Annotated in this window: 10 protein-coding genes and 27 tRNA genes; 8 read left to right on the forward strand and 29 right to left on the reverse strand. The window is 43.2% G+C overall.

All coding sequences use genetic code 11. The features are described from left to right. Positions 1–417 precede the first annotated feature (417 nt). Positions 418–1,506, forward strand: coding sequence for a glycoside hydrolase family 3 N-terminal domain-containing protein (locus AC1F2U_RS11905; RefSeq protein ID WP_480261316.1), 1,089 nt, complete (start codon positions 418–420; stop codon positions 1,504–1,506). A 101-nt stretch (positions 1,507–1,607) separates the two neighbouring features. Here AC1F2U_RS11905 and AC1F2U_RS11910 read toward each other — a convergent pair. Continuing rightward, a tRNA-Lys gene (locus AC1F2U_RS11910) sits at positions 1,608–1,678 on the reverse strand. Between the two features lie 137 nt (positions 1,679–1,815). Beyond that, positions 1,816–1,898, reverse strand: a tRNA-Ser gene (locus AC1F2U_RS11915). Here AC1F2U_RS11915 and AC1F2U_RS11920 point away from each other — a divergent pair. Continuing rightward, positions 1,869–2,609 (forward strand): hypothetical protein, encoded by a 741-nt coding sequence (locus tag AC1F2U_RS11920; RefSeq protein WP_480261317.1) that lies wholly within the window; start codon positions 1,869–1,871, stop codon positions 2,607–2,609. The genes AC1F2U_RS11915 and AC1F2U_RS11920 overlap by 30 nt on opposite strands. Here AC1F2U_RS11920 and AC1F2U_RS11925 read toward each other — a convergent pair. The 24 genes from AC1F2U_RS11925 to AC1F2U_RS12040 all read right to left on the reverse strand — a co-directional run bounded on the left by AC1F2U_RS11925 (position 2,591) and on the right by AC1F2U_RS12040 (position 4,966). After that, positions 2,591–2,664: transfer RNA gene (locus AC1F2U_RS11925), tRNA-His, on the reverse strand. The two genes, AC1F2U_RS11920 and AC1F2U_RS11925, sit on opposite strands and share 19 nt — an antisense overlap. Positions 2,665–2,670: 6 nt before the next feature. Continuing rightward, positions 2,671–2,744 (reverse strand) — tRNA-Ala (locus AC1F2U_RS11930). A 98-nt stretch (positions 2,745–2,842) separates the two neighbouring features. After that, positions 2,843–2,916: transfer RNA gene (locus tag AC1F2U_RS11935), tRNA-Arg, on the reverse strand. Positions 2,917–2,922: 6 nt separating this feature from the next. Then, positions 2,923–2,998, reverse strand: a tRNA-Val gene (locus AC1F2U_RS11940). Positions 2,999–3,003: 5 nt separating this feature from the next. After that, positions 3,004–3,075: transfer RNA gene (locus AC1F2U_RS11945), tRNA-Gly, on the reverse strand. 102 nt (positions 3,076–3,177) lie between these two features. Beyond that, a tRNA-Thr gene (locus AC1F2U_RS11950) sits at positions 3,178–3,250 on the reverse strand. Between the two features lie 8 nt (positions 3,251–3,258). Beyond that, positions 3,259–3,335, reverse strand: a tRNA-Met gene (locus tag AC1F2U_RS11955). A 10-nt stretch (positions 3,336–3,345) separates the two neighbouring features. After that, positions 3,346–3,419 (reverse strand) — tRNA-Leu (locus AC1F2U_RS11960). Between the two features lie 3 nt (positions 3,420–3,422). Then, positions 3,423–3,495, reverse strand: a tRNA-Pro gene (locus AC1F2U_RS11965). Between the two features lies 1 nt (position 3,496). Then, positions 3,497–3,574 (reverse strand) — tRNA-Leu (locus AC1F2U_RS11970). Between the two features lie 6 nt (positions 3,575–3,580). Next, a tRNA-Leu gene (locus AC1F2U_RS11975) sits at positions 3,581–3,657 on the reverse strand. A gap of 5 nt (positions 3,658–3,662) precedes the next feature. Then, positions 3,663–3,738, reverse strand: a tRNA-Gln gene (locus AC1F2U_RS11980). Positions 3,739–3,741: 3 nt separating this feature from the next. Then, a tRNA-Gln gene (locus AC1F2U_RS11985) sits at positions 3,742–3,814 on the reverse strand. A 129-nt stretch (positions 3,815–3,943) separates the two neighbouring features. Beyond that, positions 3,944–4,018 (reverse strand) — tRNA-Asn (locus tag AC1F2U_RS11990). A 6-nt stretch (positions 4,019–4,024) separates the two neighbouring features. Continuing rightward, positions 4,025–4,099, reverse strand: a tRNA-Phe gene (locus tag AC1F2U_RS11995). Between the two features lie 81 nt (positions 4,100–4,180). After that, positions 4,181–4,255, reverse strand: a tRNA-Arg gene (locus AC1F2U_RS12000). A gap of 4 nt (positions 4,256–4,259) precedes the next feature. Continuing rightward, positions 4,260–4,349 (reverse strand) — tRNA-Ser (locus AC1F2U_RS12005). 4 nt (positions 4,350–4,353) lie between these two features. Next, positions 4,354–4,436: transfer RNA gene (locus AC1F2U_RS12010), tRNA-Tyr, on the reverse strand. Between the two features lie 7 nt (positions 4,437–4,443). Next, positions 4,444–4,514, reverse strand: a tRNA-Glu gene (locus AC1F2U_RS12015). A gap of 65 nt (positions 4,515–4,579) precedes the next feature. After that, a tRNA-Trp gene (locus tag AC1F2U_RS12020) sits at positions 4,580–4,651 on the reverse strand. Between the two features lie 3 nt (positions 4,652–4,654). After that, positions 4,655–4,730, reverse strand: a tRNA-Met gene (locus AC1F2U_RS12025). A gap of 4 nt (positions 4,731–4,734) precedes the next feature. After that, a tRNA-Cys gene (locus AC1F2U_RS12030) sits at positions 4,735–4,808 on the reverse strand. A gap of 3 nt (positions 4,809–4,811) precedes the next feature. Then, a tRNA-Glu gene (locus AC1F2U_RS12035) sits at positions 4,812–4,888 on the reverse strand. A gap of 4 nt (positions 4,889–4,892) precedes the next feature. Continuing rightward, positions 4,893–4,966, reverse strand: a tRNA-Asp gene (locus tag AC1F2U_RS12040). A 186-nt stretch (positions 4,967–5,152) separates the two neighbouring features. Here AC1F2U_RS12040 and AC1F2U_RS12045 point away from each other — a divergent pair. Both AC1F2U_RS12045 and AC1F2U_RS12050 read left to right on the forward strand, forming a co-directional pair. Continuing rightward, a complete protein-coding gene (locus tag AC1F2U_RS12045) occupies positions 5,153–5,275 on the forward strand; it encodes a hypothetical protein (protein ID WP_480261318.1) in 123 nt (40 codons plus the stop codon). Between the two features lie 199 nt (positions 5,276–5,474). After that, complete coding sequence (locus AC1F2U_RS12050; RefSeq protein WP_480261319.1) at positions 5,475–6,320, forward strand: polysaccharide deacetylase family protein; 846 nt, start codon at positions 5,475–5,477, stop codon at positions 6,318–6,320. A gap of 33 nt (positions 6,321–6,353) precedes the next feature. Here AC1F2U_RS12050 and AC1F2U_RS12055 read toward each other — a convergent pair whose 3' ends face one another. Both AC1F2U_RS12055 and AC1F2U_RS12060 read right to left on the reverse strand, forming a co-directional pair. Continuing rightward, on the reverse strand, positions 6,354–6,746 hold the full coding sequence (locus tag AC1F2U_RS12055; protein ID WP_414515432.1) for an alr0857 family protein: 393 nt from the start codon (positions 6,744–6,746) through the stop codon (positions 6,354–6,356). A 16-nt stretch (positions 6,747–6,762) separates the two neighbouring features. Beyond that, on the reverse strand, positions 6,763–7,269 hold the full coding sequence (locus tag AC1F2U_RS12060; protein WP_480261331.1) for an HNH endonuclease: 507 nt from the start codon (positions 7,267–7,269) through the stop codon (positions 6,763–6,765). A 437-nt stretch (positions 7,270–7,706) separates the two neighbouring features. Between AC1F2U_RS12060 and AC1F2U_RS12065 the strand changes: the two genes are divergently transcribed. The 3 genes from AC1F2U_RS12065 to AC1F2U_RS12075 all read left to right on the forward strand — a co-directional run bounded on the left by AC1F2U_RS12065 (position 7,707) and on the right by AC1F2U_RS12075 (position 11,517). Next, positions 7,707–8,042: a ribbon-helix-helix domain-containing protein gene (locus AC1F2U_RS12065; protein WP_094347436.1), complete on the forward strand. Its 336-nt coding sequence runs from the start codon at positions 7,707–7,709 to the stop codon at positions 8,040–8,042. Positions 8,043–8,872: 830 nt separating this feature from the next. Next, entirely contained in the window at positions 8,873–10,921 is a 2,049-nt protein-coding gene (locus AC1F2U_RS12070; protein ID WP_480261320.1) for a GAF domain-containing sensor histidine kinase, read from the forward strand. Between the two features lie 8 nt (positions 10,922–10,929). Further along, positions 10,930–11,517 carry an SRPBCC family protein gene (locus AC1F2U_RS12075; RefSeq protein WP_480261321.1) on the forward strand — a complete coding sequence of 196 codons (588 nt, stop codon included), beginning with the start codon at positions 10,930–10,932 and terminating at the stop codon, positions 11,515–11,517. Positions 11,518–11,610: 93 nt separating this feature from the next. Here the strand turns inward: AC1F2U_RS12075 and AC1F2U_RS12080 are convergent. Further along, a tRNA-Glu gene (locus AC1F2U_RS12080) sits at positions 11,611–11,683 on the reverse strand. Positions 11,684–12,009: 326 nt separating this feature from the next. Here AC1F2U_RS12080 and AC1F2U_RS12085 point away from each other — a divergent pair. Then, a complete protein-coding gene (locus AC1F2U_RS12085; RefSeq protein WP_480261322.1) occupies positions 12,010–13,929 on the forward strand; it encodes a cation:proton antiporter in 1,920 nt (639 codons plus the stop codon). The last annotated feature ends 12 nt before the right edge of the window (positions 13,930–13,941 follow it).

A 13,941-nucleotide genomic window follows, 5' to 3' on the forward strand; every position in this document is an offset into this window, starting at 1 on the left:
TTTCTTAACCGTTTTATCGTTCTCATTATACGTTGCAATCCGTTACATTTGGCAGTTATTGTGCGATCGCTTCCCCAAAAAACTTTTGCCAAAGGGAATTTTACCTACGCGCACCTGCCCAAGCAAATTGCCAATAATGTTATTGGCAATAGCTTTGCGGCGCGCACTTTATCTATATTTACATGCAAGTGATTTAGGGAAACAAAAGTATTTCCTTTGACTGAAAATAGCTTATTTTAAAACTTGTCTAAAAGTAGTTGATTTATTGACTGATTTGTGTATTTGCTCAGAGTAAATATCTGGGGCATTACTTACAAAGAAAACTTTTCTCTCTCTATTAAGGGTGTAGGATAAATGTTTATGTCCTCTAGGTTGAACAACTAAGTTGTTTACCTCGCAACTTATAGGTAAAAGATTATGAGTTTATCGCAGGAGCTAAGGCGCTTTGGACATCACTTAATTTTAGGTATTTCCGGCACTACATTAAGCGATGACGATAAACGCGCACTCAATGAATTAAAACCGATTGGGGCGATCTTTTTTGCTAAGAACTTTTTGGATGGCACCCCATATCAGGTTTGGCTGGAAAGCTTCAATGATTTAAACAGGCAAATCCGAGAATATACTGAACGTGATTCCATGTTCTTCACTCTCGATCATGAAGGAGGTCGTGTAATTCGTACACCACCGCCAATTACCCGCTTTCCTCATGCCTTATTGCTGCGATCGCACGCTTACGAAGTAGCAAAAGCCACAGCAGTAGAACTAAAATCATTGGGAATCAATTTATCTTGGGCACCTGTAGCAGATATTTTTTCCCATCCCGATAACCCCGTGATTGGGCCGCGCGCCTTTGGTAACACTCCCGAAACTGCAACTCAAGGTGCGCGTGATTATTACCTTGGACTTCGAGATTCAGGAATTTTGGGATGCGCCAAGCACTTCCCCGGACATGGAGACACCAGCAAGGACTCTCACATTGAGCTACCAATACTAAATTTAACTCTAGAAGACCTGCGACTTCGAGAACTTATACCCTTCAAAGCTTTAATCGAAGTAGAGATTCCTTTGATTATGACTGTCCATATCTTATTTCCCAAGATAGATCCTGATGTGCCAGGAACGCTTTCTCAGGCTATCCTCAAAACCATACTTAGAGAGGAACTTGGCTTTGAGGGAGTAGTTGTATCTGATGATTTGGATATGAAAGCGATCTCAGATATGTTTATGAAAACTGGTACTGTGGCACGGTCATTTAATGCAGGCTGCGATCTGTTTATTGTATCGCGTAATATTAATTCATCATCTATTGAAAGAACTTATCGGATTGCTGAAGATTTTGCTGATTCGCTCAGTAACGGTAGCTTAGATGAAGCAGTGGTAGAAGCAGCTAGAGAAAGAATAGAGAAACTACTGGCAGTAACACCGCAATATCCCATACACGCTTTGGATAAAGATGTATTATTGCAACATGCTCAACTAGCGATCGCTAGTTCCTATTCATAACCCAACACGCATTCAAGTTGCATATTAGCAATTGCCAAAAGGCTAACTAAGATTGCATTTCTTAATTTTGAATTTTAAATTTTAAATTTTTAATTCTTTAGTGGGTGGTATAGGGGTCGAACCTATTTCTGCGAGTTAAAAGCTCGCTGCACAGCCGTTATGCCAACCACCCGAGTTAATTTAAATAAGAAATGAGCAAGTGCGATTTGTAATAGCAACATTAGATATAAATCCACCAGGGAGGTACTGCCCCTCCTATGTCTGTGTTATCAGCACAGGGCCTCGCTTTTCGGCTTCAGGTGGAAAAAGAGGAAGATGGAGGAATCGAACCCCTACAGTTGCCCGTACTCCAAGGTTCAAGCTTGGTTGCCGTCCATTCAGCAGCATCTTCCATTGAAGGGCGTATGATTTTCATGCAAATCACTGAAAAAAAATTAATAGAATGGTTCCAAGAATACTATCAGTCTCATCGTAAGATTCCTGCATTAAATAAAGTTAGAGATAAAAGTATTCCTTGCCCAGTAGCGCATAATACAATTATTAGAAAGTTTGGAAGTTGGAATAATGCTTTGAAAGTTTCTGGCTTACCGTTATTCGTAAAACCCATCCTAGCGAAAGAAGTAATTTGTTGTAACTGTAGGAAATTTTTTCCTAAACAAAGGCATCGCATAAAACAAGGCAAACTTGATTTTTGTTCAAATTCTTGTGCAGCCACTTATAGAAATTTCCATAAGAATCATGGGAATAGACGATCTAAGCTTGAATATTGGCTTGACGAGCAGCTTTCAAAGCTTTATCCAGAGTTAGAAATTCATTTCAATCGAAGAGATGCCATCAATGCAGAGCTTGATATATACATACCCTCCCTAAATTTAGCTTTTGAGTTAAATGGCATTTTCCATTACGAGCCAATTTACGGAGCCGAAAAACTAGCGTCTATTCAAAATAATGATAAACACAAGTTTCAAGCCTGTTTAGAAAATAAAATTGAATTAGTCTTTATCAACTGTTCTCAACAAAAAAAATTTAATAAATCTAGCTCTCAAAAATATCTTGATATCATAACCTCCATTATTAATTCAAAGGTATCTGACGGGGCTTGAACCCGCTATGACTGGTTCCACAAACCAGCGCCTCGACCACTTTGGCTTCAGATACCATTAGTGGAATCAATGGGAATTGAACCCATAACCTCCTGCTTGCAAGGCAGGCGCTCTATCCATTTGAGCTATGACCCCATCAAACAAGTAAAAAAGGCAAAGTAAAAACTAAAAAGAAAGAGAAATATTAAATTCATTCTTTTGACTTTTAACTTTTAACTTTTGACTTGTTCAGGCGGGAGTGGTAGGACTTGAACCCACAACTTTCGAGGTAGAAGCTCGAAGCTCTATTCCATTGAGCTACACTCCCAATATTTGGTAGTCCTGGCAGGATTTGAACCTGCAACCTCTTGCTTGTAAGGCACTTGCTCTACCGTTGAAGCTACAGGACTACGCAAGCGAGTGGAGGGAGTTGAACCCACGCACTGAGTATGGCGTACTCAGATGCTACCGATTACATCACACCCGCAAGTTCAGAGCGGACGGCGAGATTTGTAGCTTGCTTCCCGTAGGGTACTCGCACGAAGACGGTGGAAACGTCCCATGCTGCCCTTACATCACACCCGCATCAAGCTGGTGACAGGAATTGAACCTGCAACCTACTGATTACAAGTCAGTTGCTCTGCCAATTGAGCTACACCAGCACTAATTTTGGTGACGGGGGCAGGAGTCGAACCTGCCGATGTTCAGGTTATGAGCCTGACGAGCCACCGTTGCTCCATCCCCGCATATTCACCAATACCCCTGACTGGATTTGAACCTGCAAAATCTGGACTCTGATTCCAGCACGTATGCCAGTTCCGTCACAGGGGTATATCGGGATGGCAGGATTTGAACCTGCGACTCCATGCTCCCAAAGCATGGCTTCTGTCCACTGAATTACATCCCGTTGGTACTCCTGGTGGGAGTCGAACCCACAACCAAACAGATTTTAAGTCTGTCACCTCTTCCAATTGGGCTACAGGAGCAAATTTTGGTACTCTTGGTGGGAATCGAACCCACAACATACCGTTTTTGAGACGGCAGCCTCTTCCAGTTGGTCTACAAGAGCAAGTTTGGCAGCCCCGCCAGGACTCGAACCTGGAATCTTCGCCTTCAAAGGGCGCTATGTTGCCAATTACACCACAGGGCTTTATTGCCAGGGCAGGGTTTGAACCTGCAACCTCATCGTTCAGAGCGATGCGACTTACCAATTCGTCCACCCGGCATTAAACAATTCGTAATTCGTAGTTCGTAATTCGTAATTATGTTTTTTGAGAGTGATTTTAACCCCGATTAACATACAAGCCATTTATAAAAACGTGGGTATAAACCCTTATTTAATTACGAATTATAATTGGCTGCCTCAGTAGGACTCGAACCTACAACCGCGCGGTTAACAGCCGCTTGCTCTACCATTGAGCTATGAGGCAACGAAGCCCCCCAGGTCGGAATCGAACCGACGACCTCCTGTTCTTCAGACAGGCGCTAACTACCAACTGAGCTACCGGGGGATAAGGAGGAGAGATAGGTTTTACCCAGTGGACTGGTTTAATTCAACTCGAATCAGCCACTCCATCATCTCTCCTATGTAACGAGAGTGGAGGGATTTGAACCCTCACGTCTTCAGTTTCGTAGACTGAGATGTTATCCAGTTACACCACACTCTCAAAACGGAGAGAACAGGATTTGAACCTGCGACAAGTATTAACTACCCGCTTCCTCTTAGCAGGAGGACGCTTTCAGCCACTCAGCCACCTCTCCATAGTGGGTCGAGCAGGATTTGAACCTGCGTGCAAAAAAGAACAGTTTTACAGACTGTCGCCTTCAGCCAGACTCGGCCACCGACCCATAATCATTCCCTCGACGAGAATTGAACTCGCATCTGTGCTTTGAAAGAGCACTGACTTAACCATTCGTCCACGAGGGCATAATTTACCGAATTTTAGATTTTGGATTAAATTTATTAATCTAAAAAATCTAAAATTGTCTGACACAGGGACTAGGATTTGAACCTAGAACATCGGATTTGGAGTCACGAGGTGTTACCGTTACACCATCCCTGCATTTGGTGGCAGCGGCGGGATTTGCACCCGCATATACCAGGGTATGAACCTGGGGCTTTGCTGATTAAGCTACGCTGCGACAGAGGTCAGGGCGGGATTTGAACCCGCGCTAATCGGTTTTGCAGACCAACGCCTTCGACCACTTGGCTACCTGACCATTTGGGAGTCCTGACGAGATTCGCACTCGCAATCTTCAGCTTGAGAGGCTGACGGCTTAAACTATTCGCCTACAGGACTGCAACCAGGGTGACGGGACTTGAACCCGCAACATTTCCGCAGACAACGGAACGCTCTAGCCAATTGAGCTACACCCCGATTTTTTGAATCTGTGCTTAAACTTTGAGGTTTTTAGGCACAGATTTTGTTGGTGAACTTGCCCATTTCTTATTTAGTTTTCAAGGTTCAGATAATTAACTTTTTACTGTTAGAAACTGTTAAGAAAACAACCGAAATTCTAGGTAGCAAGCCTGTTGCGTATTACGGATGTATTCAGTGGTTTTAATGAGTGCAAACTTAGAACTTTTTTCGTTTTTTGCCTCTATTGCCGATGGTTTGCAAGTAAAAGCAGCTTTGTTGGCTGGGGACTCTGGTTTATTCCAACGCCTGTCCCTTAGTTGGATGTAGAACATAAATTTGATTCTTGAGAAGCTTTGTCTTCCGCCTCACTACAAATATACTACAAAATACTACAAGAGGTGTCAAGGGGTTTCAGAAAGTTTTTTTTAAATTGTCTATAAAAGCTTCTGCGCTTAGATTTGAGCTTGCTCGCACCTCTGAAAACTAAAACTACAGCTTATGATTGGTTGATCTTTAAAAGCCTGACGTGACAGACAACTCCTTGAAGCGACAACAGATAATTAGTATTGTCGCGATCGCCTCTACGATTACAGCTTGTAGTATTGCTCCAGGTATCTCTCCACAATCGGGGTTGAACCAGCCACTAAACAAAATTCATACTGCATTTCAAGATCCAGCAAAGGGCCAAATTAATGCCCAATTACCGCCATCAGCCAAAGTAGAAAACTCTACCTTTACAGTCCCAGCTAAATTTCAGGGAAAAACAGTTTATAAGGTTCAACCCAGCAACAACGAAAAGGTTATTGCTTTAAGCATTGATGATGGCCCCTGGCCAAAGACAACCCTAGAAATGCTGGACATCTTGAAGCAAAATGATGTTAAAGCAACATTCTTTTGGGTAGGACAAGCTTTAGAAGCAAATCCCGACCTAGCCAAGCGTGAAGTAGCCGAGGGACACGCCATTGGCAACCATACTTGGCATCATTGGTATCGGCAAATGGATGAAGCCACAGCCAAGAGTGAAATCGATCGCACAGCCGATTTGATATACAAAACTACAGGAGTCAAAACTTCTCTATTTCGTCCTCCTGGAGGCTTTTTAAATAACGGACTAGCCGCTTACGCCAAAAGCCATAAAGATACTGTGATTATGTGGTCGCTAACTTCCGCTGATACCGATCCTCACGCCAAACCCCAGGCATTTGTAAATAATGTCCTGAAAGGCGCGAAACCTGGTTTTATTGTTTTAATGCATGATGGTGGTGGCGATCGCCACAGAACTGTAGAAGCTTTGCCACAAATCATCAGTGGACTCAAACAGCAAGGCTACCGATTTGTGACAATTCCCGAATTGCTACAAATGGAGCAATAAAGGTGAGAAATTCTCCTCACCCTACTATTTCGTTTATTCACTCATAACAGAAGCACTACTTTCTTGAGCTTCTTGCCAAAGTTTGTGCAAAAAGAACTCAGCGCGATCGCTCATAGTGGTGACAAACACACCGACGGAATCCTTAGAACTAGCTGATAGCCAAGAACCCCGCAGGGTGACTTCCATATATTCGGCATCGCACGCACAGAGGGCAATGATTTCTCTGTCATCTCTTTTTACCTCAGACCTTAGTACTTCTACTCCTGGCAAATCAACAGGAAGCAAAAAGGAAGCGGTACTGGGTTCAATGCACAAACTTTGCCCAACTCGCAGGGCTAAAATCACTCGTTGCGCTACCCATTCTTCTAGCGACAAAGTGACACATTCCAAATCAAAACTGCTTTCAGTGTAAGTTAATTTCAGCATTCCTTATGCTCTCCTGTTATTCCAGGTTTGCTTGCATATCTATCCAAAACTGTTCAGCAAAAGAAATCGCGGGGTGGATTGGCGCTTTTGGTTTGGTACGCAGTTGCATACCAGCTTCAAACAGAGTGCGATCGCCTTTACGGGAGTTACATCTTTCACAAGCTGCGACTACGTTATCCCAAGTGTGAGAACCGCCTTTAGAACGTGGCATCACATGATCTAGCGTTAGATGTTTGCTGCTGCCGCAATATTGGCAACTGTGATGGTCTCGTCGCAATACTTCTCGCCGATTCACGGGCGGAACTTTCCACATCCGCTCATTAGAAGTGATTGTCAAGCGAATATGTTTTGGCACATCAATTACCAAACTGGGTGAGTGAACTTGCCATCCGCTTTCTGTGGTAAAACTCAGCGGTTGCGCCTTGTTGGTTACTAACAGCACAATCGCCCGCTTGATATTGACCCGACATAGTGGCAAGTAATTTTGAGAAAACACCACCACAGATTGCTCTAACACTTGCATTGCGTTCGCGCCGCGCATGGAAGATATCGTCACAGCTTAACTCCTTATAAAAAAACCCCCGCTTCAAGTTTTCGGTGAAGCGGGGGTTAGAATTGACCGGAAAATTTTCTGGTCTCATATCGGTACAGGATTCCTTCGCCTGTACCCCCCGCTTTTTTGATTTAGTTGTGGTTTTGCAATTAGTGCACTAAAGCCTACATACTTATAATCATCATTGCCCTCTGTGATTTGCCCATGATTTCGGCTACCATCGCCCATAAATAAATACTCCACTTCCATAGCAGCTGATTCCCAATTGGTTCGGCAATTGGTAACGCACAAAATTGAAGTAGAGATGGGGTAAATGGATTTCACAGAAAATTTCACCTATTGAACATTCCTTTAAACATACTACACTTGTATTACTATCCTGTCTATACCTTTAAGGAGAAAAACTGATGCATACGATCGCTCGCACCCCAACCACCGATATGGAAGTTACTAGCATTCGCCTAGAGAGGGAACTCAAAGATAAGCTCAAAGAAATAGCTGGGAATCAGGGATATCAAGCTCTGATCCGAGATATCCTTTGGAATTATGTCCAGCAAAAATCAGGTGAGTGGAAACCTCGATTTTCGCGATCCGACATTCGAGCTAGCATAGCTGCCACAGCTCAGCAAGAAGAACGCTGTGTGCTTACAGGTCAACTAATTCAACCCCAAGAACCGATGTTGTTAGGACTAACGAGAAATGGCGATATGGTTCCTCTGAGTGTCGAGAGCTTGGCTGGATAAACTTCGTCTATTTTGAAACCTGGTGTAGGGCGGGCTAGATGCCCTCCCTACCAGCAGGGAGTACAAAATGCTCTTACTATTTTAAAAAATATAGTTCTGAAAATAAATGCGGTTTAGTTTTATATTCAGACGAATGCAGCCCAGTTATTAGTAAAAATAACTGGGCTGCATTCACAATTTAGCCAGAACTGCTGCAATTTCTAGTAAGCAAGCATTTATTTAAATTTAAGCTCTACTCCAAATTTCTGCCATAGGTTGGGAACAAGACGCTTACGAACTCGCTACCATAGTTACGCTATCAGTGTAGATCGGGTCTGAACACGAGTGCGTCTCGTTGATGCAGCCTCTCCTAGAGAAGAGAAGCCAGACTGCAAGAACAACCTCCTCGTGTTTCCTTTACTTTTGTTGATATTTTACTGAGAGTTACGGAGATCGAGGAGTAGCTTGTTAAACCTACTAGTTTTTTCAAGAAATGTAATAAAGCTTTATAAAGCAAGTTACGTAATTTTACGCGCTCAAAAGGGGAATTTTGCTGTGATTCCAGAGAAATTACGGTTTATGTATACTTACAGACAGGATAAAGTTAGTAAATTATTTCAAGACAGTGCAGTTAAAAATAAGCTAACTTAAGCATTTATAGGATATTTTGAGTATTTTATTACTTATGTTCCAATGTAGCAATTTGCTTGATGTAGTGGAAATTTGGCCATCTGAGATAGAAAAGGGCTATAACAGGTGAGAGAAAGTATTCACACAAAATTTGTCAATTATCAAGGTGTAGCAACACAACTAACGGTGAAGAATATGCCAAGAGGTTGGGTGCAAGAACAATGGGGTTACTATCCGAGGGCGTGCCAGAAATGAAAAAGCCTTTATCATCGCCGCCACATTACGTAGATGACATCGATCGACTACAACCTTACCAAGTCAAGCTGATGCAGCATCAGGAAGAACCTGCCCGCGAGTTGGTACAAAAGATTAACCAAATTATTGCTAATAGCTCTGCTACGGCTTTGATGCTGCAAGAGATTGCCCAATTGCTAGGAGTTGCTTTTCAAGTAGATTGCTGCTGCTTGGTTTCAGTGGCGGATGAAACATCAGACGAAGCAACTACTACTAATTGGTGTGCTGATGAGTTTCTAGGGTTGCCACATCCAGAAGAAATGTTTTCGATGGAACAATTGCTTATGCACTCGCCAGTGCTGCAATGTGCTGCCCAACCATTGACTATTGAAGACATTTCCATTATTCAAAATAGTCTAGTAGTTGGGTGTCAATATTTACCACTACCGATAAAAGCGGTTTTGGCAATTCCCACTCGCTTTGGTGGCAATAATAATGGAGTGATTAATCTGATTAAATTCCAACCTTATGAATGGAGTGAATCAGAAAAACAATTGCTCAAAGAAGTGGAGTCGGCTTGCGCGATCGCTTTTTCTGGAGTGGCACAAGCTCAACAAATTACTCATCAAGAGCAGTCCCTGCAAAAAAGCAAGCACCATCAAAGCTTGATCAAGCAATTAACCCTATTAAGTCGTAGCAACTTGGAGCTGAATCAAATGCTCCAGTTAGTTATCGCCTCGACAGCCGAATCTCTACAGGCAGATCGGGGTTTGCTCATCTTACTAAAATATACAGATCCACTATTTAAGACTCAAGCTAAAAAACAAATCCCCAAAGCGAAAGCTAGTGTAATCGCCCAATGGGTTAGAGAAACACAAAATTCTGGCACTAGTAAACCAGACACCTTAGCTGAGTCTTTCTTGATTTCAGACTGTGGTTTATGCCAGCGTGCATTCATGGATTCTGGAAAACCAGTAATCTTCGATGACTATACAGATCAAAACGATACCTTAACAGCTGCTCCATTATTTGCAATAGAGAAATTGCCTGCGGTACTTTTAGTGCCATTGGAAAGTCAAGGTAAAATTTTAGGATTCTTGGTGCTACAGCAAGCTGTGATTCGCAATTGGCAACCAGAAGAATTAAATCTGGTGGAAATGGTTTGCGCTCAAGTGAGTAACGCCATAATTCAGTCACAGACATTGCGCCAAGTGCAAATGTTGGTAGATGAACGGACGGCGAAACTCCAGAGTAGTCTAGAACTCCAGGCAAAATTGCATGAAAGAACCCGGCAGTATGTCGAGCAGCTGCGGAAACTTAATGAACTCAAAGATGAATTTTTGAGTAACATGAGCGATCGCTTACGCTACCCTTTGACAAATATGCTGATGTCAATAAAAAACTTGCGTTTGCCAGGAATAGCACCAGAGCGTCAGGGTAAATATCTAGATATTCTTGAGCAGGAATGTTCAAAAGAAATCAACTTGATTAATGACTTATTGACACTCCAAAAGCTAGAGTCGCCTCACGAAGCCCCGCAATTAGAATCTATAGATTTAAATACTAGAATTCAGGATATAGCAGCATCTTTCGAGAAAAAACTTGGCGAAAAAGGATTAAAAATTTCTATAGATTTGCCGGAAGAATCGCTCAAACTGCAAACTGAACTGGAGAGCTTTGACCGCATCCTGCAAGAATTATTAACGAATGCCTGTAAATACTCAGAGCCTGATACAATAGTCTGCCTTGAAGCGGCTCACCAAGTAGATCGGCAAATCGATCGAGTTATCATGAAGGTGACGAATACAGGACGTGCCATCTCTGAAGAAGAAGCGACCTACATCTTTGATAAGTTCCGTCGTGGAAAAGGGCGCTGGACTCCAGGGACTGGCTTGGGACTTGCTTTAGTCAAGTCTTTAGTGCAGCATCTGAATGGAGCGATCGCTGTTGAAAGTCTCCCAATTTCGGATTCTGAACAGAGCGAAATTTGCTTCACCTTGACTCTGCCCCAATTTTCTGACGAAAGCAAACCATAATTCTGAAAGTGACTAAAAAACAGAACACAACAGAGAACCCTGATTTGCAATCTTCCACTGATGACACCAACCTAGAAGAGGATTTGCTTGCTCAGGTAGAAGTTCAAATTGAGAAAATAGCAGAGCGACAGCGGCAAATCAGCGCTAAAGTCCAAATTCCCCACCCAGTGGAGCAAATCTGGAAGGTTCTGACAAATTATGAAGCCTTACCAGACTTCCTCCCCAACCTCGCCAAGAGTTGTTTAATCGAGCATCCCGATGGTGGAATTCGACTGGAGCAAGTAGGCTCCCAACGGTTACTGAATTTCAACTTTTGTGCGCGGGTAGTTCTAGATTTGGAAGAATGCTTCCCTAAAGCAATTAATTTCCGCATGGTAGAGGGAGATTTTAAAGGCTTTTCTGGTAGCTGGTGCTTAGAGCCTTATTCTTTCGGTGAGTTTCTAGGAACAAATCTGTCCTACACAATTCAAGTTTGGCCTAAACTCACTATGCCAGTGGGAATTATTGAAAATCGTCTGAGCAAAGATTTGCGGTTAAATCTTTTGGCTATTCACCAACGTGTAGAAGAACTAGCCAGCAAAGAACCGTATGCATAACAACAATAAACCATAATTCAGGTGTATTCCTGAATGATGGTTTTTATTGCTAGATTTCAAATAAAAAAGCTTTTGCTTTTTATTATTTTTAAGTACCCCCAGGGGAATTCGAATCCCCGTTACCTCCGTGAAAGGGAGGTGTCCTAGGCCTCTAGACGATGGGGGCATCGGACTCAGACCTTTTATAAGTTAACCAATTTCCTTGCCTTTGTCAACAGGTTTTGCCAAAAAAAGTTTGTGGCAGCTAAACTGGGTGGAAGCAAAAGCTTGAAGAGGATACAAAGATATGGAGACAGATAAAAAAGTTCGTAGATGCTTCTGCGGTCAGCCGCAGGGCGCGTCAGCATTGGGCGCTGGGAATTTCGGAGTATACACATATCTAAAAAACGCTGAAGACAGCAAGGAACAAAGGGTATGATGTTGTACCCTGTAGAGTTAATATCTACGGTTTTTTACAAGAGATTTTGAAATAAATCGCTCAAAATCTACAATATGGAAGCATCTTTTGAAATCACCATACAGATGGCGATCGCTGTCTTTGCAGGCATTAGTGCCCAAGTGCTGGCTGCATACCTTCGTGTACCCAGCATCGTCTTATTATTGCTGTTGGGCATTTTGTTTGGCTCCGATGGTATAGGGCTATTGCATCCCCATTCGCTAGGCACTGGGCTGGAAGTTATAGTCGCCCTCGCAACGGCAATTATTTTGTTTGAAGGCGGACTTAACTTGGATCTGCGTGAGTTAGGTAGAGTTTCAGTCAGCCTACAATTGCTCGTTACTCAAGGAACGCTAATCACCCTGCTTGGCGGGAGTATGGCTGCTCACTGGCTAGGTGAATTTCCCTGGAACATAGCTTTTCTCTATGCTTCCATAGTCGTGGTGACAGGCCCAACCGTCGTTGGCCCATTGCTCAAACAAATCAATGTAGATCGACAAGTGGCAACACTTTTGGAAGGAGAAGGGGTTTTAATTGACCCTGTAGGGGCTATCCTCGCCTTCGTTGTCCTCGATACGATTTTGAACGGCGATGCTGACCCCATCAATGCGATCGTTGGTTTACTTATACGGCTGGGTGTTGGCGCAGCAATTGGTGGTGCTGGCGGTTATCTGATGAGTTTGATTTTCAAACGCGCCAGTTTTCTGTCATTTGAGCTAAAAAACTTAGTGGTGTTGGCGATACTTTGGAGCTTGTTTACCTTATCGCAGATGATCCGCAGTGAATCGGGAGTTATGACAACAGTAGTTGCAGGAGCAGTCTTTGCTAACTCCTCAGTCCCGGAAGAACGACTGTTACGCAGCTTTAAGGGTCAGCTGACAATTCTCAGCGTCTCGGTGCTATTTATCTTATTGGCTGCTGATTTATCCATTGCCAGTGTGTTTGCTTTGGGTTGGGGTAGTTTATTCACTGTTTTGGTACTAATGTTTGTCGTTCGCCCGATTAATATCTTGTTGTGTACCTGGAACAGTGACCTCAATTGGCGACAAAAACTGTTTTTAAGCTGGGTTGCTCCGAGAGGAATTGTTGCTGCCTCTGTAGCTTCTTTTTTTGCGATTTCGTTGACACAGCGAGGCATTAACGGCGGTGATTCCATCAAAGCTTTAGTTTTCCTCACAATTATCATGACTGTTGTCTGCCAAGGGCTAACAGCTGGCTGGGTTGCTAAATGGCTGCAAATCACCTCTAAGGACGTAACTGGGGCAGTGATTGTGGGTTGTAATCCCTTGAGTCTTGTGATTGCCCGCTTTTTTCAAGAACGGGGAGAAAATGTGGTGATGATTGATACCGATCCCGAATGTCTTGTGCAAGCCGAGGCGCAAAATCTCCGGGTTATTGCCAGCAGTGCGCTAGATGCTGCGGTTTTAGAAGAGGCCGGACTTGCCTCTATAGGTACTTTTTTGGCTATGACAAGTAATGGGGAGGTAAATTTTGTTTTGGCTCAAAGAGCAGCTGAGGAGTTTAAACCCCCGCGCGTCCTAGCTGTTTTTCCCCGCGATCCGCAAGCTAGTATGTCGGCTAATAATAAAGTTAATCAAGCTTTTATCCCAGACTTAGCGATTAAAACTTGGAATGAGTATTTGAATGATGGGCGAGTGAAGTTGGGGACAACTACGCTAGACGAGTTGGAGTTTTCGACTCAATGCGATCGCATCCAAGAAAAGATTCGGACTGGGGCTTTGATACCGCTATTGGTAGAACGAGCAGAACGCTTACAAGTAATGCCAGCGAACCAAGATTGGGAAATTGGCGATCGCATTATTTATCTATTACATGACCCCAGACCTAGCCTTTTAAAACGCTTATCTGGTGCCACCCAATCGACTCCTCTCTCTCTAGAAAAGTTACCAGAGGTTGAAGACCTATCCCTCGCCCAATTATCTCAACTTTCTACTAGTGAGGCTTCTGGGGGATGAGGGGATTGGGGC

It is taken from the genome of Nostoc sp. LEGE 12454, assembly GCF_056620565.1.

Coding starts and splice junctions, on each gene's coding strand:
- AC1F2U_RS11905 (WP_480261316.1), top strand. CDS start 418: ATGAGTTTATCGCAGGAGCTAAGGCGCTTTGGACATCACTTAATTTTA.
- AC1F2U_RS12045 (WP_480261318.1), top strand. CDS start 5,153: ATGAGTGCAAACTTAGAACTTTTTTCGTTTTTTGCCTCTATTGCCGAT.
- AC1F2U_RS12055 (WP_414515432.1), bottom strand. CDS start 6,746: ATGCTGAAATTAACTTACACTGAAAGCAGTTTTGATTTGGAATGTGTC.
- AC1F2U_RS12060 (WP_480261331.1), bottom strand. CDS start 7,269: ATGCAAGTGTTAGAGCAATCTGTGGTGGTGTTTTCTCAAAATTACTTG.
- AC1F2U_RS12065 (WP_094347436.1), top strand. CDS start 7,707: ATGCATACGATCGCTCGCACCCCAACCACCGATATGGAAGTTACTAGC.
- AC1F2U_RS12070 (WP_480261320.1), top strand. CDS start 8,873: ATGGGGTTACTATCCGAGGGCGTGCCAGAAATGAAAAAGCCTTTATCA.
- AC1F2U_RS12085 (WP_480261322.1), top strand. CDS start 12,010: ATGGAAGCATCTTTTGAAATCACCATACAGATGGCGATCGCTGTCTTT.